The sequence below is a fragment of the Planotetraspora mira genome, from assembly GCF_016863275.1.
Classification (GTDB): Bacteria; Actinomycetota; Actinomycetes; order Streptosporangiales; family Streptosporangiaceae; genus Planotetraspora; species Planotetraspora mira.
Map to the genome: position 1 here is coordinate 1 of NZ_BOOO01000016.1, position 18,316 is coordinate 18,316.

Sequence of the window (18,316 nt, forward strand, 5' to 3'; positions counted from 1 at the left end):
CGACAAGATTAGCAGCCCTTGAGACCACCTTGATCCGAAAGGCGAGCACCCATCCGCATTGCCGTGCCGTCCCCGAACCGGCCCGAAGCCGGCCGCGATCACTCGGGCGTCGCCCCCGCGACCGGCGAGCACGCGTCACGGGTGCCGCGGCCCCCCTTCGGGGCCGTCCCGGAATGTCCTTTCAAAGACGCGAGCGTCCGGGGACAACCGGATCGTTCTTTCAAGCATCTAAGTAGCGCGACGGCGAGCACGCCGGCGACGCGCAACGGGTCGGGGAGAGGGACGGGCATGAGGGGTGAGGTGTCCTCAGCAGCGGTTTCGCTTGACAGGACGGCGTCCCGAATCGAAGTCACAGCCCCCGCGCAACCGGATGTCAAGTCGCCCGCAATCGCCTCACGTTACGAACATGATGCGGGAGTCTTCACTCGGCGGCAGCCAAGCCGCCTCTGCTCCCGCCGGTGGAGGTGGCCATCATGACGCGGTCGGAGTTCGACGACATTCGCGCACACATCGCGGCCGAGGACCCCCGGTCGGGCGGTCTACTCGACATCGCCCGGGAGTTGCTCGACGACCTCGAGCAGGCCCGCATGCGCGAGTCGATCCTGCGCACCTACTACTTGGGGTTGCTCACCGCCGCCCGCGCGACCGTCGCCGCGGACATGGCCGGCGACGCGTCGCCGATGACGTTCCTGGAGCACGAGCTCGGCAAGCACGGGCAGATGCCGTCGGGCGAGCAGATCGAGCGCATCCTGTCCGACGCGCGCACCGCACAGACGCTGCTGGCCCACCTGGGCGAGCCGGCGCCGGCGCCCCGGCGCTCGGTCCCGATCCGCTTCGGCGGTCGCTGCGTGGGCACCCCCCGCAGGCTCCGCGGCTGACGAAGCCCGCAGAGCCGCGACGGAAGACGACGGGGCCGATCCGGCCCCGCGCACACGGGGATACGCCGGATCATCCGCCAGGGATGAGGTCGTGCACGAACACCACGTTGGGATACGCGGGGTTGTCCGTGTATCCCTGGACGTTGCCGAGATACGCGCGCTGGTAGTTCGACACCCAGGGGACCGCGACGACCGCGTCCTCATCGATGAGCGTCCGCTGGAGATTGAGATACGCCTTCTCCGCGGCGGAGCGGTCCGTGGCCACGAGTGACGGCAGCTTGTCGATCTGGCTGTCCAGAGCCTTGCTCTTCATGTAGGTGAGGTTGAAGGACACCGGGTCGCCGCTGTGGAAGACGTTGAGGAACCACGAATAGGCGTCCGCGTAGTCCGGCCACCAGTACATGACGAAGATGTCCTGGCGCTTGGTGAGATCCTTCGACTTGCCCTGGTCCCACTGCGCGTTCCACTGCATCGCCAAGGCGTTCACCTTCACGTTGAGCTGACTCAGCGTCCCGGTGAGCTGATTGACGAGCACCTGCTCGTCGTCGTCGCCCTCGGCGTAGGTGAGCGTCAACTCGAGTTGCTTGCCGCCGGGGCCGTACCCCGCCTGCTGGAGCAGCGTGGTCGCTCCGGGGATGTCCTGCTTCGGAGCGACCTTGCTCGAGTGGCCGAGCAGTCCCTCGGGCACCAGTCCGTTCGCCTTGGCCCCCGCACCCTTGAGCGCCTTGATCAGACCGTCGTAGTCGATGACCTTCTGCATCGCTTGGCGGAGCCGTATGTCCTTCAGGGGACCCGACGCGGAGTTGAACAGAACGAGCATGTTCTGGAACGAGGGGACCTGCAGCGTACGCACCCCGGCCGTCATGTCGGCCTGGCGGTAGAGGGCGGGGTTGAGCCGCTGCACGTAGCTCACCTCGCCGCGGAGCAACTGCTGCCACGCCGTGTTGAGGTTGGGCGTCACACGGAACTCGACGTTCTTATAGTGCGCGCCGTCCCAGCCGCCCCAGTACCCCTCGTAGGCGCGCAACGTGAGCTCCGTGCGCTGGCCCTTCTTCCAGGCCCCGACCGTGTACGGCCCCGAGCCGGCGTCCTTGCCCTGCTGGAACCACTTCGTGAGGTCGCCCGAGCCGGCGGCCGCGGTGTCGTAGATGTAGGCGGAGTAGTCGGCCGAGGCGATCAGGTCCAGCGGAGCCGGGTACTTGAGCGTGAACTCGACCGTGAGCGGGTCCTTGACCGTGATGTTCTGGACGCAGTCCCAGATGTAGGCCGCAGGACCAGCGAGCCGCTTGGTCCTCTCGATCGACGCCTTCACCGAGGTGGCGTCCAGTGGCCTGCCGCTGTGGAACTTCACGCCGTCGCGCAGCGTGAACGTCCAGGTCTTGCCGTCCGACGACGACGTCCACTTGGTCGCGAGACGCGCTCCCGCGCGCTTCGTCACCGGGTTGTAGACCGTCAGCGAGTCGTAGATGTTCTGCATCGCGATCACCTCGTTGGAGTACGAGGTCGCGGGATCCCAGTCGGTGATGACGTCCAGGTTCGATACGTAGACGAAGTTCGAGTCCTTGGGACTGGTGGTGGTTCCGGCGGTGGTCTCGGCCACCGAACCCCCACCGCAGCCGGTCAGGGCCAGGGCGGCCACGAGACCTAGGACGAGCAGACGGCGCATGCGGCGTGAGGTCCTTTCCACCATGAGCTACCATGATCGAAACTACCGCATGATCACGATTCAAAATGATATTTCGCGATATCTCAACGCAGAACTCTCATTTGAAACATAGCGCTGCTAACCTCTCTCCCTGTCTCACAAGAGTTCAGCGGAAGCTCATCATCCCCATCGGGACGAGGTGCCATGAGTCCCCGTAGGCGTGACCGGTCGATCAAGTTCAGGCTTATCGGCCTGCTCGTGGTGCCGCTCCTCTCGCTGGTAGCCCTGTGGGCGGTCACGGCCGGTGTGACCATCGGCGACAGTCTCCGCTTGAGGACCTACAACACCCTGTGGTCCACGCTCCGTCAGCCCGCCGACAAGCTGATCGTCGAGCTTCAGCGGGAGCGTCTCGACTCCGCGCGCTACCTCGGGTCGGCGAGCCGCTCGGGCCGCTCCGAGATGGAGGCGCAGCGGCTGCGCACCAACACCGCCCGCGACTCCGTCCGGCGACTGGCGCTCTCCGACTCCTCACGCTCCGCGACCACACCGGCCATGCGCTCCCAGGTGGACGAGATGCTGGACGGCCTGGGCCAGCTGGACGAGATCCGGGCGGAGATCGACGAGGGCCTGTCGGACCGCCTGCGCGCGATCGAGACCTACAACCTCGTCTCCGACTCGATCTACCGGATGCACTACAGCCTGGCGCTGATCGACGACATCCCGATCTACCAGCAGTCCCGCGTGGTCATCTCCCTCGGCTACGCCAAGGAACTGCTGACCCGCGAGCAGGCGATCGCCTCCGCGGCCTCGGCCTCCGGCACGATGACCGTCGAGGAGCGCAAGCTCTTCACACAGCTCGTCGGCAACCGGCGGTTCCTCATCGACCAGGCGCTCCCCGAGCTGGACGAGGGTCTGCGCCAGATGAACGTCAACCTGATCACGACTCCGCTCTACCAGCGGCTCCGGCTGCAGGAAGAGAAGATCATCTCCGGAGGTGCGCTCACCGCCCGGACGGAACAGGTCTGGCAGTCCACCTCCGACGACATCGCCGCGTCGTTCCAGCAGGCCCAGACGGACGCCGGCACCAAGCTGACCGAGCGTGCGGCGCCCATCGCCGACTCGATCCTCACCCGGGCCGTCATCGCCGGTGGCGCAGGACTGCTCGCGGTGCTCGCCTCGATCCTCATCTCGCTGCGCTTCGGCTCCCGCATCGCGCGTGAGCTGGCCACCCTGAGGCAGGCCGCGCTCGACCTCGCCAACGTGCGGCTGCCCCGCGTGCTGGACAAGCTCAAGAAGGGCGACGAGGTCGACATCGCCACCGAGGCTCCGCCGATGCCGGCCATCGGCCAGACCGCGGAGATCCAGGACGTCGGCCGCGCCTTCTCGACCGTGCAGCAGACCGCCGTCGAGGCCGCGGTCGGTCAGGCCAAGCTCCAAAGGGGCGTCGGTCAGGTCTTCCTCAACCTGGCCAGGCGCAGCCAGACCCTGCTGCACCGGCAGCGCACGCAACTCGACGGCATGCAGCGCCGTACGACCGAGCCGGAGACCCTCGAGGACCTGTTCCGCCTCGACCACCTGACGACTCGAATGCGCCGCCACGCCGAAGGCCTGATCATCCTCTCCGGCTCGGTGCCGGGCCGGGCCTGGCGCAAGCCGGTCCCCCTGTACGACGTCGTACGCGGCGCGGCCGCCGAGGTCGAGGACTACGCACGGGTGACCGTGTTCCCGATGGAGGAGCACCGGCTGGACGGCACGGCCGTCGCCGACGCCATCCACCTCATCGCCGAGCTGATCGAGAACGCGACGATCTTCTCGCCGCCGCACACGTCGGTCTCGGTGCGCGGAGAACTCGTGGGCAACGGCTTCGTGGTCGAGATCGAGGATCGCGGCCTGGGCATGACCCCCGAGCGGCTGGACGAGCTCAACGAGCGCCTGGCCAACCCGCCGGAGTTCGATCTCGCCGACACCGACCGGATGGGCCTGTTCGTGGTCTCCAGACTCGCCGCACGTCGCGAGATCTCCGTGACACTCCGGCCCTCGCCGTACGGCGGGACGACCGCGATCGTGCTCCTCCCCACGGCGCTCATCGACTCTCCGAAGGATCCCGACCTCGCGCGCCTCGCGACGGACGAGGTCACGCCGGAGGACATCATTCTTGCCTCGCTCAGCCGGGGAACCCAAGACAACCAGGAGCCCGGCGAGGAGAGGTCATGACCGAGCGCACCCACGACCAGTGGCTGGACGAGGAGGCAGGGCCGGTCGTCCCGGCCTACGCGCTGACCCGCGGGCGGGTGCTGCCCGCGAACAAGGCGATCGACCTGGTGGCCATCGTGACCGCCACAGGCGGGCCCACCCCGGTCAGCCTCAACCCGGAACAGTGGATGATCCTCAGCCTCTGCGCGCGGGCGACTCCCTTGGCGGACATCGCCGCGGCGATCGACCTTCCGCTGGGCGTCGTGCGCGTGCTGGTGGGCGACCTCCACGAGCAGGGACTGGTGCAGGTGCGCCCGCCCGCGAGCGTGTCCCAGTTGCCGAGCGCGAGCATCCTGACCGAGGTGATCAGCGGGCTGCGCGCCCTCTGATCCAGTCTGAGTCTCCAGTCTGAGCCAGATGGCCGCGCAGCCCCTGAAGGCGTCTAGAACGCGTGGGGGTAGTGCCGCCTCGCGTGCCCGGCGGTGATGTACCCCTCCCGCAGATCGGCCTGGACGGCCTTGGGGTCGCGTTCGGACGGCGGGCCGTACCCGCCACCCGATCCGGTGCGCAGGTGGACGACCGCGTCCTTGGGCAGGAAGATCCGCGTCTTCAGCGAGAACTCCTCCTCGCGCCCGTCGGGGTATTCGACCGTGAGCCGGTTGGGCCGCCCGGCCAGACCGCCGGACAGGCCCCAGGGCTCCAGAGCGGTCCTGGCCAGGCCGGCGGTGAGGTACTGGTCCTCAAGCACGCGGAAGGAAAGGTCGAGCCCGAGCCCGCCCCGGTACGTTCCGGCGCCGCCCGAGTCCTCGGCCAGGGCGAGGCGCTCGATGCGCCAGGGGTTGCGGGCCTCCCAGATCTCGGCGGGCGTCAGGCGGGTGGCCGACTCGGAGATGTACATCAGCGCGCTGGCGCCGTCCGCGGCGGGAGACGCGCCCTGCCCGACCGGGTGCGGCGCTCCGTCGGCCCAGGGCTCGCCGGTCGCCTCCCTGTTCCCCCACCACACCAGGGCGTTGATGTCGCCCCCGCTCGCCGCCGGCACCGAATCGGGCACGGCCTCGGCCAGCGCGCGGATGATGAGCTCGATGGCGTGGTCGGACGGGATCCCGTACATGAAGCAGGGGGCCGGCCGTACGGGATGGAAGAGCGACCCGCGCCTGGTGATCAGCTCGAGCGGCCGGAAGTGCCCCTCGTTGGGCTGCTCGCCCGAACCCGCGAGGAAGGCCACGGCGATCCGGACGGCCGCCACCGTCGAGGGGAGCGGGCAGTTGACCGGGCCGCCCACCTGGTCGGGGCAGTTCGTGAGGTCGACGGTCACCGACGACCCGCTGATCGCGACCTCGACGCCGAAGCGGATCGGCAGGCCGTTCACGCCGTCGGAGTCGATCACGCTCTCGGCCGTGTAGACGCCGTCGGGCAGCTGATCGAACCAGCCGCGCACCAGTGCCTCGCCGTGGGCGTACATGCGGGCCACGGAGCGGCGGAAGGTGTCCAGACCGTAGCGGCGCACCAGCGCGCCGAGCGCCTCGGCTCCCGTCCTGGCCCCCGCGACCATGGCGTTGATGTCCCCGATGACCATCTCCGGCATCCTGCTGTTGGCCAGGATCATCCGGTAGACGTCGCTCACCAGCCGGCCCGCGTCGTAGAGCTTGACCCCGGGGAAGATGGTGCCTTCCTGGTGCACGTCGACCGTGTCGGTGCAGTAGGGGTCCTTGCCGCCGATGTCGAGCCAGTGCGCCTTGATCACGGCGTAGCCGACGAGGACGTCCCCCTCGCCGGTGAAGATCGGCACGACCATCGCGGCGTCCTGCGGGTGCGAGCCGGTCCCGTAGGGGTCGTTGTAGAGGATCACGTCACCGGGGCACAGGGCGCATGCACCGCCGACGGCCTCCACCGCCTCCTGCACGCAGAACCCCAGCGTGCCCATGAACGCGGGCAGTGTGGGCGCCTGGGCGAGCATGCACAGGTCGACGTCGTAGAACGCGACGGCGAAGTCCAGCGCCTCGTAGATGATCGGTGAGAACGCGGTGCGGATCAGTGACTGCTTCATCTGCTCGGCGGCGGCGTTGAGCCCCTGGCGGATGATCTCCGTGGTGACCGGGTCGGCTCCGTCGCCGAGCCCGGGGTTCGCCTCGGTGTAGCGGGTGCGGACGATGCTCGTCATCGGTCGCCGTCCTTCCGTGTGATCAGCAGACAGCCGCTGGGATGCGCCTCCGCGGTGAAGCCCGCGTCCACGTACGTCGTCGCGGTCGGCTCCACCACCAGGAGCGGTCCCTCCGCGGGCCCGGAGAATCCCTCTCTCGGCACGACCTGGGCGTCGGCCCAGGCGCGCCTGCCGAACGACCACAGGCGGGTCGTCCCTCCCGCGGACGCGCCAGACGGCGGCGCGGGCACCAGCGGGCGCGCCGCGTCGAGCACGATCCGCGTCGTCGCCCTGACCGTGACCACTTCCAGCGGGTCGGGCAACTGGTGACCGAAGGTCCGGTGGTAGGCCTTGGAGAACCGGTCCGCGACCGCCGCGACGTCGTCCTCACCCAGTCGCAGGGGGACCGTCAGCGTGTGCTCCTGGCCGCGATGGCGCAGGTCGAGGTCGACCTCCCGTACGGCTCCCGCCGTGGACAATCGCTCGAACAGCGCGCCGGCCATCGCCTCGATCGCCGGCAGCGCCTCCTCGTCGAGGGGCCGGACCATCGTCCGGGCAGCCGAGCGCACGACGTCGGCCTGGACGAGCCCGACGGCGGAGAAGTTGCCCGCGTTCGGCGGGACCACGACCGTGTCGACGTCGAGTTCGGCCGCGAGGAGACAGCCGAACAGCGGGCCCGCCCCTCCGAACGCGACGATGGCCGCGCCGCGCGGATCGACTCCCCGCTCGACCGTCACCCCGCGCACCGCCTGGGCCATGTTGGCCGCAGCGATCCTGATGACCCCCTCGGCCACGGCGTCGGTGCCGGCGATCCCGGTCGGCTCCGCGAGGGGCGACAGCACCTCGGCGGCCTTCTCCGGGGAGAGGGATATCCCGCCCGACATATGGCCTGCGGGGATCATGCCGAGATGCAGGGCGGCGTCGGTGACCGTGGGCTCGGTGCCGCCCCGCAGGTACGACGCGGGACCGGGCACGGCGCCCGCGCTGCGCGGGCCGACGCGGAGCAGGCCTCCCGCGTCGGCGTGGGCGACGGACCCGCCGCCCGCCCCCACCGATCGCACGTCGACCCAGGGGCTCTGCAGCGGGAGGCCGACGACCTCCCCATGGAACATCAGGGGAAGCCTGCCGTCCTCGATCAGGGCCGTGTCGAAGCTGGTGCCGCCGACGTCGGCGGCGACGGCCGTGCGGAGCCCGAGGGTCTCCGCGAGCCTGGCGGTGGCAACGGCCCCGGCGACCGGCCCCGAGAGGATGGTCTCGAACGGCCGCGCGGCCGCCTCCGCGAGTGTGAGCGCGCCGCCGCCCGAGCGGGTCACGAGGAGCTCGCCGGCGAATCCGCGCTCCCGCAGCTCCCGCTCGAGGTTGTGCAGGTAGGGGCCCATCCGATGGCGGACGAAGGCGTCCACGACCGTGGTGCAGGTCCGCTCGTACTCCCGGTACTCCCCCGACACGTCGTGGGACAGCGAGATGGGCCCGTCGAACCCGGCCGCGCGGAGCAACTCGCCGGCCAGCACTTCGTGACGGGGATTCGCGTAGGAGTTCATCAGGACGATCGCGACGGCGTCGACTCCCTCGGCCGCGAACAGCCGGGCCGCCTGCCGTACGCTCTCGGGGTCGAGCTCCCGGACCACCGTGCCGTCCGCGGCGACCCGCTCGGCGGCCTCGGCCCGCAGCCGGCGCGGCACGAGCGGCGGCGGCGGCGTCCAGAAGAGGTCATAGGGATCGTCGCGGTCGCCGCGCCGGATCTCGAGCACGTCGCGGAACCCGGCCGTGGTGATCAGCCCCACCGTGGCGCCGCGGCGTTCGAGCAGCGCGTTCAGGCCGACGGTCGTGCCGTGGACGAAGTGGCCGCTGCGGGCCAGCAGTTCAGGGGGCACCGCCGCGTCCACCGCGGCCAGTACGCCGAGCTCGGGCGCGGACGGTGTGGTGGGCTGCTTGGCCACCCTGATCTCGCCTGTCGCCGCGTCGTGGAGCACGAGGTCCGTGAAGGTTCCGCCGACGTCCACTCCGATGACCGTTGCCATGACTGGCAACGTAGGACCACGGTGAGGTGGCGTCGATGTGGCCTCACAACGACGAGACGGCGTCCGTTGTGCCGGGGAGACATTCCCGATCGAGAACGACGTGACAGGCCACGTGGAGGGCGAACCGGGTCTGCGGATCCGACAGGTCGGCGCCGAGCGCCTCGCTGATGCGCCTGATCCGGTGGGCCACCGCGTTCGGGTGCAGATTGAGCAGCTCGGCGGCCCTGGTCCGCGACCCCCAGCTGTCCAGATACGCCTTGAGCGTGGGCACGGCGTGGTCCGCCAGCACGCCCAGGCCGTCCAGAGGGGCCAGCATGTCCCGGGCGGCGACCAGCGCGCTGTCGCTGCCGCCCAGTTCGGCGAGGATCGCGTAGGCCCCCAGCCGGTCGAACCGCGCCACCTCGCCCGCGACCGCCCGGCCGGCCGCCGCCCTCGCCTGCGACGCCGTACGGCGCAGCCCGTCGGGGCCGGGCTGGCAGGTGCCGATCCCGGCGGTCAGTCGCGGCCACGCGTCGTTCGGAAGGTCGGCGACGGCGCGCTCGTCCGTCGTGAACAGGACGAGGATGCCGTCCTGCCAGCGGGTGACGACCGGAGACCCGGCGAGGTCCTCACCCCAGGGAGCCGTGGCGACCGCTTTGCGCACCCGCCGGGTCGTGACCTCGGCCGGACCGGCGGGAGAGTCGGGATCGCGCAGGAAGACGGCGACGTGCCAGCCCTCCACCGGCACGCCCTCGTGCCGTGCGCGGCGGGCCGCGGTCCTGACCTCCTTCACCCCCACACGCAGCAGGGCGAGCACCGCCTGCTCGCGGGCGCCCTCGGCGGCGCGGGCCGACGCGCGCACGCGGCCCAGGGTGGTGGCGACGACGCCCGCGACGATGGCGGCGGCGGGATCCTCTCCGTCCCAGCACACGTAGCCGTCGGGACGGCCGTCGACCCGGATCACGGCCGAGTTGGCGGATGGTCCCGCCACCTCGGCCACGCCGTAATCGACGCCGATCGCGCCCGAGGCCGCCCGGAGGATGTCGTCCTCCCCCGCGCCCTCGATCGCACCGAGTCCCTCGATCGCGTCACGGGTCCTTCGCAGAAGCAGGCTGGGGTCGGCTCGCAACACCGCGCTGAGACCGAGGACCGTCTCGGAGAGCGGCTGGTCGGAGGCGCCTGCGAGCAGCGCGACTCCTGCCCTGCGCGCCGTGCCGACGATGTCCGGCGAGGTGCCTGAGGGGCCGGGCACCACGATCGCGGCCAGTTCCCTGCGGCCCGCGACCGTCAGCGCCTCGAGCACGCCCGCTCCGTGCATGGCGTGGCGGGACAGGATGGCGAGCGCTCCCCGCCCCGCCGACTCCAGTTCGCGCATCTCGTCGACCAGGATGACGCTCTCGACCGGCCGGGCGTCCCAGGGGCCCGCGACGAGCGTCAGCCGTCTGCCCGCAGGCGTCCGAAGCAGGTCACTTACGTGGTGCATGGGGGACCTCACCTTCGGCCAGCACGTCCTCGGCGCGATGACATGCCACCATACGCCCTTGTACGTCCCTGACCTGGGGTGCCTCCTCCCCACAGACGTCCACGGCGAACGGGCACCGCAACCGGAACGGGCAGCCCGACTCCGCCGGCTTCGCCTCGGTCCGCCCGCCGGGGCGGGGCGGCTCCCCGCCCAGCCGCGGCACCGCGTCGCGCAACGCCAGCGTGTACGGGTGGGCGGGACGCGTGAGCAGGTCCGTCGTCGGGCCCGACTCCACCACGCGGCCGGCGAACAACACGTGCGACGTACGGCAGAGCCGGTCGACGACGCCGAGGTTGTGCGTGATGAGCAGATACCCGAGGCCGTGCTCGGCGGCCAGCCCCTCCAGCAGGTCGAGGATCCTCGCCTGCACGGTGACGTCGAGCGCGCTCGTCGGCTCGTCCAGCACGAGCAGGCGGGGCTCCACGGCCAGAGCGCGGGCGATCGCGACCCGCTGCCGCTGACCGCCCGACATCTGGTGCGGCCTGCGCGCGGTCAGGGCGGAGTCGAGGCCCACGTCGGCCAGGAGTTCCGCCACCCTCGCGCGGCGGTCGGCCTTCGCCATCCGGTGGTGCGTGGTCAGCGCCTCGCTTATCGACGCCTCCACGGTCATGCGGGGGTCGAGCGCCTCACTGCCGTCCTGGAAGACGGGCTGCACGTCGCTGCGGAACCGGGCGCGCTCCTTGCGATCGAGCGACGCCAGGTCGCGGGAGCCGTACGTGATCGTGCCGGAGCGCGGGCGCAGCAGCCCCAGCAGGGCGCGGGCGAGCGTGGTCTTGCCCGAGCCGCTCTCGCCGATGAGGCCGATCCCGCCCTCGCCGACCGACAGGCTGACGTCGTGGACGACGGCCGTGTGCCCGTAGGCCAGGGTGACCGTCTCCGCGCCCAGCACGGCGGGCCGCTCGCTCATGTCTCCTCCTCGCCCGGCCGCTCACCGGAGTGGCCGGGGAGCCGGGGAACCGCGGCGATCAGCTCGCGGGTGTAGGCGTCACTCGGCCGGGTGAAGACGGCGTCGGCCCGGCCGCACTCCACCACGGCGCCCTCCTTCATGACCACGACCCGGTCGGCGATCGTGGAGACGAGGGCCAGGTCATGGGAGACGAACAACACGGCGAGGCCGCGCTCGTCGCGCAGGCGACGCAGCACGGCGACGACCTCGGCCTGCACGGTCACATCGAGCGCGCTCGTCGGCTCGTCGGCCAGGATCACTTCCGCGCCGAGCGCCAGCGCGAGCGCGATGGCGAACCGCTGCGCCTGCCCGCCGGACACCTGGTGCGGATAGCGCCGCAGGATGGCGGGATCGAGCAGCACCGCCGCGACCGCCTCGTCGGCCCGGCTGCGCGCCTCGCCGCCCTTGACTCCGTGCCGGGCGAGCGCACGGCGCATCAGCGTGCCGAGCCGCATTGTGGGGTTGAGCGCGGCCTGCGGGCTCTGCATGACCAGAGCGGCCCGGGAGCCGCGGATCCGCAGCAGGTCGGCGGGGGCCGCCGTGAGCACGTCGACGTCGCCGACGCGGATCTCCCCGGAGACGGCGGCGCCCTCGACGAGGCCGAGCGTGGCGAGCAGCGTCGTCGTCTTGCCCGACCCGCTCTCGCCCACGATGGCCACGCACTCCCCGGCGGCCACATCCAGCTCGGGGACGGAGGCGATCAGCCGGTCGCCGATCCTCACGGCGAGGTTCCTGATCCTGATCATCGAGCCAGCCTCGCCCTCAGTCCCTCGCCCAGCACGTTGAAGGCGAAGGCCGTGATGAGGATGGCCACGCCGGGGCAGGTCACCACCCACCAGTCGGTGGTGAACAGCGACTGGCCCTGCTGGACCATGAGGCCCCATTCGGAGGTCGGCTCGTGGGCCCCGAGACCCAGATAGGACAGGGCGGCCGCGGTGAGGATGACGCCGCCGCCGTCGAGCGAGAGCTGCACGAGAACCGGCGTCAGGGAGTTCGGCAGGACGTGCCGGAAGACGATGACCGGCGCCGGCACCCCCAGGCAGCGGGCGGAGTCGACGAACCCCCGTGTGGACACCGACGCCGCCACCGACGCGGTGAGCCTGGCGTACCACGGCCACCAGGTGACCGCGATGGCCACGATCACGGTCGTCACGCTGGGCTGGAGCACCACGGCGAGGGCGAGCGAGAGCAGCAGCGCCGGGAAGGCGAGGAAGACGTCGGTGACCCGCATGATCACGTCACGGACCCAGCCCCCGGCGTACCCCGCCACGACGCCGAGGACGACCCCGACGACTCCGGCGATCACCAGCACGGCCACGGCGATCAGCAGCGACGTCCGCGCGCCGTAAAGGACCCGGCTGAGCACGTCGCGGCCGACCTGGTCGGTCCCGAACCAGTGGGCTCCGCTGGGCGGCAGCAGCGCCTCGAGTGGATGGGTGGCCGAACCGCCGTCGTCCGGGTACGGCGCGATCAGCGGGGCCAGCAGCGCGGCGAGCACGATCAGCGCGAGCAGCACCGCCCCCACGGTGGCCAGCCGGTCCATCCCCGCGAGCCCGCGCAGTGCCGTACGGCGAAGCTGTGGCTGGAGCGTGGGAGCCCCGGCCGGTCCTGAGACGGTCATCGCGACCTCACCCTCGGGTCGATCACGCCTTGGACCAGGTCCACGGCCAGGTTGGCGACGACGTACAGGATCGCGACGAGCAGGGTGACCCCGGCGATCGCCGGAGTGTCCAGCGAGCGGATGGAGTCGGCGGCGTATCGGCCGAGTCCCGGCCAGTTGAACACGGCCTCGACGAGGAAGCCGTTCACGATCGAGTACGCGAAGACGAGCGCGATGAGCGACAACACCGGGTTGAGCGCCGGTCGGAGGGCGAACCGGGTGAGCACCGCCGTCTCGCCGAAGCCGAGGGCCCGTTCCAGCCGGGCGTGGTCACGGGACGACTCCTCGATCAGGGCGGCACGAGTCATCTGGGCGATCACACCGGCCGGGTAGGCCGCGATCACGAGAGCCGGCAGCACGAGGTGCGCCAGCGTGCTGCCCAGGATCGGCCAGTTGCCGGTGAACAGCGCGTCCACGGCGGTGATGTTGGTGTAGACGTGCAGCGGGCTCGTCGCGTCGAGGTTCGCGTCGTACTCCCCCGCGACGGGGAACCAGCCGAGGCCGCTGGCGAAGAGCGTCTGCAGGGCCAGAGCGAGCCAGAACACGGGGACGGACACGGCCAGCATCGAGGAGATCCGAATCGACAGATCCGGTAATTTCCCCTTGTAGCGGGCGGCAGCGATCCCCAGAGGAATCCCCACCACGATCGCGACGACCAGGGCGGCGCCGACCAGTTCCAGGGACGCGGGGAACGCCTGGAACAGGTCGTCGCGGACCGGCCGGCGGGTGTGCAGGCTCGTGCCCCAGTCCCCGCCGAGCAGGTCACGCACGTAGCTCCAGAGCTGGACCGGCAGCGAGTCGTTCAGCCCGAACCGAGCACGCGCCGCGGCGAGCTCCGCCGGCGACGCCCTCGGCCCCGCGTACGCCACGGCGGGATCCCCGGGGACCAGCCGCATGATGACGAACGTGAGGATGACCACGCCGGCCACGACCAGGACAGCCTGGCCGAGCCGGCGGGTCAGATAGCGGAGCATGCCTCAGGCACCGGGCTTGAGGTCGTAGACGAACACCACGTTGGGGTAGGCGGGGTTGTCCACGTACCCCTGAACCGACTTGGCGAAGGCCCGCTGGTAGTTCTGCACGTACGGCACCGCGACGGCGGCCTCCTGGCCGATGATCTTCGACTGCAGGTCGGCGTACGCCGCCTCCGCCCCCGCCTTGTCGATCGCGGTGAGCTCGGGCAGCTTGTCGATCTCCTTGTCGATCCCGTCGTTCTTCATGTAGGAGAGGTTGAAGGAGATGGGGTCCGCGCTGCGGAAGACGTTCACGAACCACGAGTAGGCGTCGGCGTAGTCCGGATACCAGTACATGATGAAGATGTCCTGGCGCTTGGACGTGTCCTTCGACTTGCCCTGGTCCCACTGGGTGGTCCACTGCAGCGGCTTGGCCGTCAGCTTGACGTTGAGCTTGTCGAGCGCCGACGTCAGCAGGGTGACAAGCACCTCCTGGTCGCTGTCGCCCTGGGCGTAGGTCAGGGTGAGGTCGAGCGGCTTGCCGCCCGGCCCGTAACCGGCCTCCTTCAGCAGCGCCTCGGCGCCCGGGAGGTCCTGCTTGGGCGCCTGCCCCGGCGTGAAGCCGAGCAGGCCGTCGGGCACCAGACCACTGGCCTGCACGCCGGCGCCCTTCAGCGCGGCGACGAGACCGTCGTAGTCGATGGCCTTCTGCACCGCCTGGCGCAGCTTGACGTCCTTGAGCGGGCCGCTCTCGGTGTTGAACAGCGCCAGCAGGTTCTGGAACGAGGGCGTCTGCGAGGTCTGGACGTTCGCGGTGCCGCTCGCCTGCTGGAACAGCTGCGAGTTCAGTCGCTGGACGAAGCTCACCTCACCGCGCTGCAGCAACTGCCACGCGGTCGTGAGCTCCGGGGTCACCCTGTAGGAGATCTTGGAGTAGTGGGCGCCGCTCCAGCCGCCCCAGTAGCCGTCGAACTTCTTCAGCGTGAGCTCGGTCTCCTGGCCCTTCTGCCACGAGTCGATCGTGTACGGGCCCGAGCCGGCGTCGTGTCCCTCGTTGAACCACTTCGCCAGGTCACCCGTGGCGGCGGTGGTGTCGTAGATGTACGAGGCGTATCCGGCGGAGGCGACCAGGTCGAGCGCCGTCGGGTACTTGAGCGTGAACACCAGGGTGGTGGCGTCCTTGGCCTCGATCTTGTCGACCGCGCCCCAGATGTAGGCGGCGCCCTGCCCGACCTTCATGGTGCGCTCGATGGAGGCCTTCGCCGCGGCGGCGTCGAGCGGCTTGCCGGTGTGGAACGTCACCCCCGGCCGCAGGGTGAAGGTCCACTGCTTGCCGTCCGGCGTGCTGGTCCAGGACGTCGCGAGCCGCGGCTCCGCCTTCTTGGTCTGCGGGTTGTACCTGGTCAGCGACTCATAGACGTTCTCCATCGCGATGATCTCGTTGGAGTACGAGCTCGCGGGGTCCCAGTCCGTGACGACGTCGAGGTTCGGGACATATACGAAGGTGGCGTCAGCCGCGCTCTGAGACGTGCCCGGCTGCGGGGAGTCTTCGGTGCCGCGGACCTTGCCACCCCCGCACGCGGAGGTGAAGGCCACGACGGCCACGGCTCCCGCCGCGAGCAGACGCTTGTGCCAGCGCATTTGTGGGGGTTCCTTTCGTTTCCACCGGCCTACCGGCTGAGTGGACCGGCAGCCTTTACCTGCAGGCGCACAGCGGGCTCCGGCAGGTAGCTGAGGGGGATCTCGCTGAGCTCCACAATCTGGACCGACGCCGGATCGGCCCCGGCGGCGACGGCCCTCGCGGCCGCCTCCTCCTTGGCTTTCTCGATCAAGGCAGCCCGGGCGTTTCCGTTTCCGGTCGGCACGATCGTTTCGAGCCGGCCACTCGCGAGCGCGATCGCCGCGCCGACCGCGTTGGCGACCTCCGCGTGGCGCGGCCGGATCACCTCGCTCGCCCCCGGAATGCGTCCCGCCAGCAACAACGCGCCCCCGCCCACCGCGATGAGCGGCCGGTCGGCCTTCCCCAGCGCCACGCGGTCGACCGCGTCCGCGACCAGTTCGTCGGCCCGCGCCACGGCCTCCGCCAGCCGGACCCGCCACTGGTCGGGAACGCCGTGCGTGCCGACGGTCCCCCTGCCCGCGGCCACCGCGGCGTCGGTCATCGTGGGCGTCGGCCCTCCGAAGACCAGTGCCTCCCGGCCGATCCGGTAGCCCACCGAGCGGGGCTCCGCGCCGACCATCGTGCCCCCGCCGAGGGCGATCGACAGGATGTCGGGCATCCGGAAGTTGGTCGTGACGCCGCCGATCTCCACGGCCGCGGCGGACTCCCGGGGGAACCCGCCCACGAGGACACCGAGATCCGTCGAGGTGCCGCCGACGTCGGCGACGATCGCGTCCTCCACGCCGGACAGGTAGGCCGCTCCCCGCAGGGAGTTGGCCGGCCCCGAGCCGATGGTCAGAACGGGATAGCGGGCCGCGTAGTCGACGGCCATCAGCGTGCCGTCGTTCTGCGCGAAGAACGTCTCCACCTTCAGCCCGCGCGAGTCCAGCGCGTCCTGGAGCGCGGTGGTGACGTCACGCGCGACGCCGTACAGGGCGGCGTTGAGCACCGTGGCGTTCTCACGCTCGAGCAGCCCCAGCGAGCCGATCTCGTGGCTCAGACTGACCGCGACGTCACCGAGCTCGGCCCGGATTATCTCGGCGACCTGGTTCTCCTGGTCCGCGCTGCCCGGGCTGAAGACCCCCGCGACGGCGACGGCGTCGGCCTCGCTCCCCACGTCGGCGAGGAAGCGCTTGACCGCGTCCGTGTCGAGCGGGGCGATCGGCCGCCCGTCGACGAAGTGGCCGCCGCGCACGATCGCCGCGCCCGCCGCCACCACGTCCCGCAGATCGGCGGGCCAGTCGCTCAGCGGAGGCACGGACGTCGTCGCCGGAAGACCGAGCCGCAGCACGGCGACCCGCCCGAGCGACCGGCGCTCCAGGATGGCGTTGGTGGCGTGGGTGGTGCCCAGCATGACGCGGGTCACCAGCGAGGGGTCGTCGAGCTCGGCGAGGACGGCGTCAAGCGCGGCGCGCAGGCCCTCGGTCACATCGGGACTGGTCGGCCGCTTGGCGGTCGCCACGACACTGTCGGTCTCGTCGAGCACCACGGCGTCGGTGTTCGTGCCGCCCACGTCGATCCCGACGCGGAGGCGACGGCGCTGGTCAGGTCGCTCGCTCATGGCGCGATCTTCTCGACGGGAAGGTAGTCGAGGTCGTAGCCGAAGGCCCGCGGACCGGCCGTCTCCAGGCCCTTGGGCGTGCGCCACAGCGGGTCACAGGGCCACGCGAGCACGGTCACCCGCTGACCATAGCGGAGCCCTTCCGTCTGGACGGCGGTCGCCGCCTGAGTATCCACAACTGTGATCAAATCGGGCACCATCGCTCTCACCCGGCCGTCCTCGACGGCGACGAGGTTCTCGTTCTGGATCTCCAGGCCGAGCGTCCTGCCGCGGTCGTCACCGGTCCCCTCAATCGTCACCGTGCCCCGGACGAAGCCTCCGGTGGTCCGCCGGTCCAGGTCGGTGAGCTTGCCCGTGATGAGCCGTACGGCGCCGAGCTCGTCCTGCAGGGCGGCCAGCGGATCCTGCGCGCCTTCCGTCGCCCGGCCGATCGCGATGGCCCGGCTCACGGTCCCCTCGATCACCGCGCCGCGGCACTCGCGGGCCGTCAGGACGTAGTCGGCCATCAGCGCGCTGGAGCCCGAGGCCACGCACACCGCGCGGGCGATCTGCTCCGACCACAGACCGTCGACCGGACGGATCGTCACGACGTTGCCGACCACATCGGACATGATCACGATGTTCGCCGGAACGCCGGCGACGTACATCGACACCATCTGGACCTCGGGGAACGCGCGTCCCATGGCGTCGGCGTCCAGCAGCGGCAGGCCGAGCCTGGCCGCCCACGCCACCGGGGCCACCCCGTTGCCGCCGCCGATCTCCGACGACATCACGGCCGCCGGGGGCCGGCCGAAGATGCGTTCGACCTCGTCGCGGATCCGGACGGGCTCGTCCTCGGCGTGGATCATCTCGTGGCTCACGGTCGGCGCGCCGATGCCGGAGAGCGGGAGGATCAGGGCGTCTTCCGGAAGTTCGTCGAGCCGGACGAGCGGGACCTCCCCGTACTCGAGGATGGCCCGGCGTGCGGCCAACCCTCCGGCGCGGACGTCACCGCCGCCCCCCGTCCCGAGCACTGCGCAGCCACGGGCCAGGGCGGGCACGTCGTCAGTTGAAATGCGGGCCTGCATGGCGGGAGCCTTCACCACTCACCGGTCCGGACTCAATGTCACCCTTCGACACCACTCCGACATACGTTGTCGTATCACGACAAAAGGCATA

General features: G+C 70.7%; 14 protein-coding genes. 3 read left to right on the forward strand and 11 right to left on the reverse strand.

Annotated features, from left to right (window positions below; translation table 11 throughout):
- The first annotated feature begins 473 nt into the window (after positions 1–473).
- Entirely contained in the window at positions 474–878 is a 405-nt protein-coding gene (locus Pmi06nite_RS15000) for a hypothetical protein (RefSeq protein WP_203953602.1), read from the forward strand.
- A gap of 70 nt (positions 879–948) precedes the next feature.
- Here the strand turns inward: Pmi06nite_RS15000 and Pmi06nite_RS15005 are convergent, their stop codons facing one another.
- Positions 949–2,544: an ABC transporter substrate-binding protein gene (locus tag Pmi06nite_RS15005; protein ID WP_203953603.1), complete on the reverse strand. Its 1,596-nt coding sequence runs from the start codon at positions 2,542–2,544 to the stop codon at positions 949–951.
- A 183-nt stretch (positions 2,545–2,727) separates the two neighbouring features.
- Between Pmi06nite_RS15005 and Pmi06nite_RS15010 the strand changes: the two genes are divergently transcribed.
- Both Pmi06nite_RS15010 and Pmi06nite_RS15015 read left to right on the forward strand, forming a co-directional pair.
- Entirely contained in the window at positions 2,728–4,737 is a 2,010-nt protein-coding gene (locus tag Pmi06nite_RS15010) for a sensor histidine kinase (RefSeq protein WP_203953604.1), read from the forward strand.
- Positions 4,734–5,105, forward strand: coding sequence for a DUF742 domain-containing protein (locus tag Pmi06nite_RS15015; RefSeq protein WP_203953605.1), 372 nt, complete (start codon positions 4,734–4,736; stop codon positions 5,103–5,105). Before Pmi06nite_RS15010 ends, Pmi06nite_RS15015 begins: the two co-directional genes overlap by 4 nt.
- A gap of 53 nt (positions 5,106–5,158) precedes the next feature.
- Here the strand turns inward: Pmi06nite_RS15015 and Pmi06nite_RS15020 are convergent, their stop codons facing one another.
- The 10 genes from Pmi06nite_RS15020 to Pmi06nite_RS15065 are packed head-to-tail and all read right to left on the reverse strand — an operon-like array spanning position 5,159 to position 18,225.
- Positions 5,159–6,877: a hydantoinase B/oxoprolinase family protein gene (locus tag Pmi06nite_RS15020; protein ID WP_203953606.1), complete on the reverse strand. Its 1,719-nt coding sequence runs from the start codon at positions 6,875–6,877 to the stop codon at positions 5,159–5,161.
- Positions 6,874–8,877, reverse strand: a complete 2,004-nt coding sequence (locus Pmi06nite_RS15025) for a hydantoinase/oxoprolinase family protein (RefSeq protein WP_203953607.1) — start codon at positions 8,875–8,877, stop codon at positions 6,874–6,876. The genes Pmi06nite_RS15020 and Pmi06nite_RS15025 overlap by 4 nt, the downstream gene beginning before the upstream one ends.
- A gap of 43 nt (positions 8,878–8,920) precedes the next feature.
- Positions 8,921–10,339, reverse strand: a complete 1,419-nt coding sequence (locus tag Pmi06nite_RS15030) for a PucR family transcriptional regulator (RefSeq protein ID WP_203953608.1) — start codon at positions 10,337–10,339, stop codon at positions 8,921–8,923.
- Positions 10,323–11,285, reverse strand: coding sequence for an ABC transporter ATP-binding protein (locus Pmi06nite_RS15035; RefSeq protein WP_203953609.1), 963 nt, complete (start codon positions 11,283–11,285; stop codon positions 10,323–10,325). The genes Pmi06nite_RS15030 and Pmi06nite_RS15035 overlap by 17 nt, the downstream gene beginning before the upstream one ends.
- The gene (locus tag Pmi06nite_RS15040; RefSeq protein WP_203953610.1) at positions 11,282–12,070 is read right to left on the reverse strand and encodes an ATP-binding cassette domain-containing protein; all 789 of its coding nucleotides are present in this window, start codon (positions 12,068–12,070) and stop codon (positions 11,282–11,284) included. Before Pmi06nite_RS15040 ends, Pmi06nite_RS15035 begins: the two co-directional genes overlap by 4 nt.
- Positions 12,067–12,945: an ABC transporter permease gene (locus Pmi06nite_RS15045; protein WP_239094740.1), complete on the reverse strand. Its 879-nt coding sequence runs from the start codon at positions 12,943–12,945 to the stop codon at positions 12,067–12,069. Before Pmi06nite_RS15045 ends, Pmi06nite_RS15040 begins: the two co-directional genes overlap by 4 nt.
- Positions 12,942–13,958: an ABC transporter permease gene (locus tag Pmi06nite_RS15050; protein WP_203953611.1), complete on the reverse strand. Its 1,017-nt coding sequence runs from the start codon at positions 13,956–13,958 to the stop codon at positions 12,942–12,944. Before Pmi06nite_RS15050 ends, Pmi06nite_RS15045 begins: the two co-directional genes overlap by 4 nt.
- Before the next feature lie 3 nt (positions 13,959–13,961).
- On the reverse strand, positions 13,962–15,578 hold the full coding sequence (locus tag Pmi06nite_RS15055; protein WP_203953612.1) for an ABC transporter substrate-binding protein: 1,617 nt from the start codon (positions 15,576–15,578) through the stop codon (positions 13,962–13,964).
- A gap of 29 nt (positions 15,579–15,607) precedes the next feature.
- Positions 15,608–17,158, reverse strand: coding sequence for a hydantoinase/oxoprolinase N-terminal domain-containing protein (locus tag Pmi06nite_RS15060; RefSeq protein ID WP_203953613.1), 1,551 nt, complete (start codon positions 17,156–17,158; stop codon positions 15,608–15,610).
- Positions 17,155–18,225, reverse strand: a complete 1,071-nt coding sequence (locus Pmi06nite_RS15065) for an S-methyl thiohydantoin desulfurase family protein (RefSeq protein ID WP_203953614.1) — start codon at positions 18,223–18,225, stop codon at positions 17,155–17,157. Before Pmi06nite_RS15065 ends, Pmi06nite_RS15060 begins: the two co-directional genes overlap by 4 nt.
- Positions 18,226–18,316: the final 91 nt, after the last annotated feature.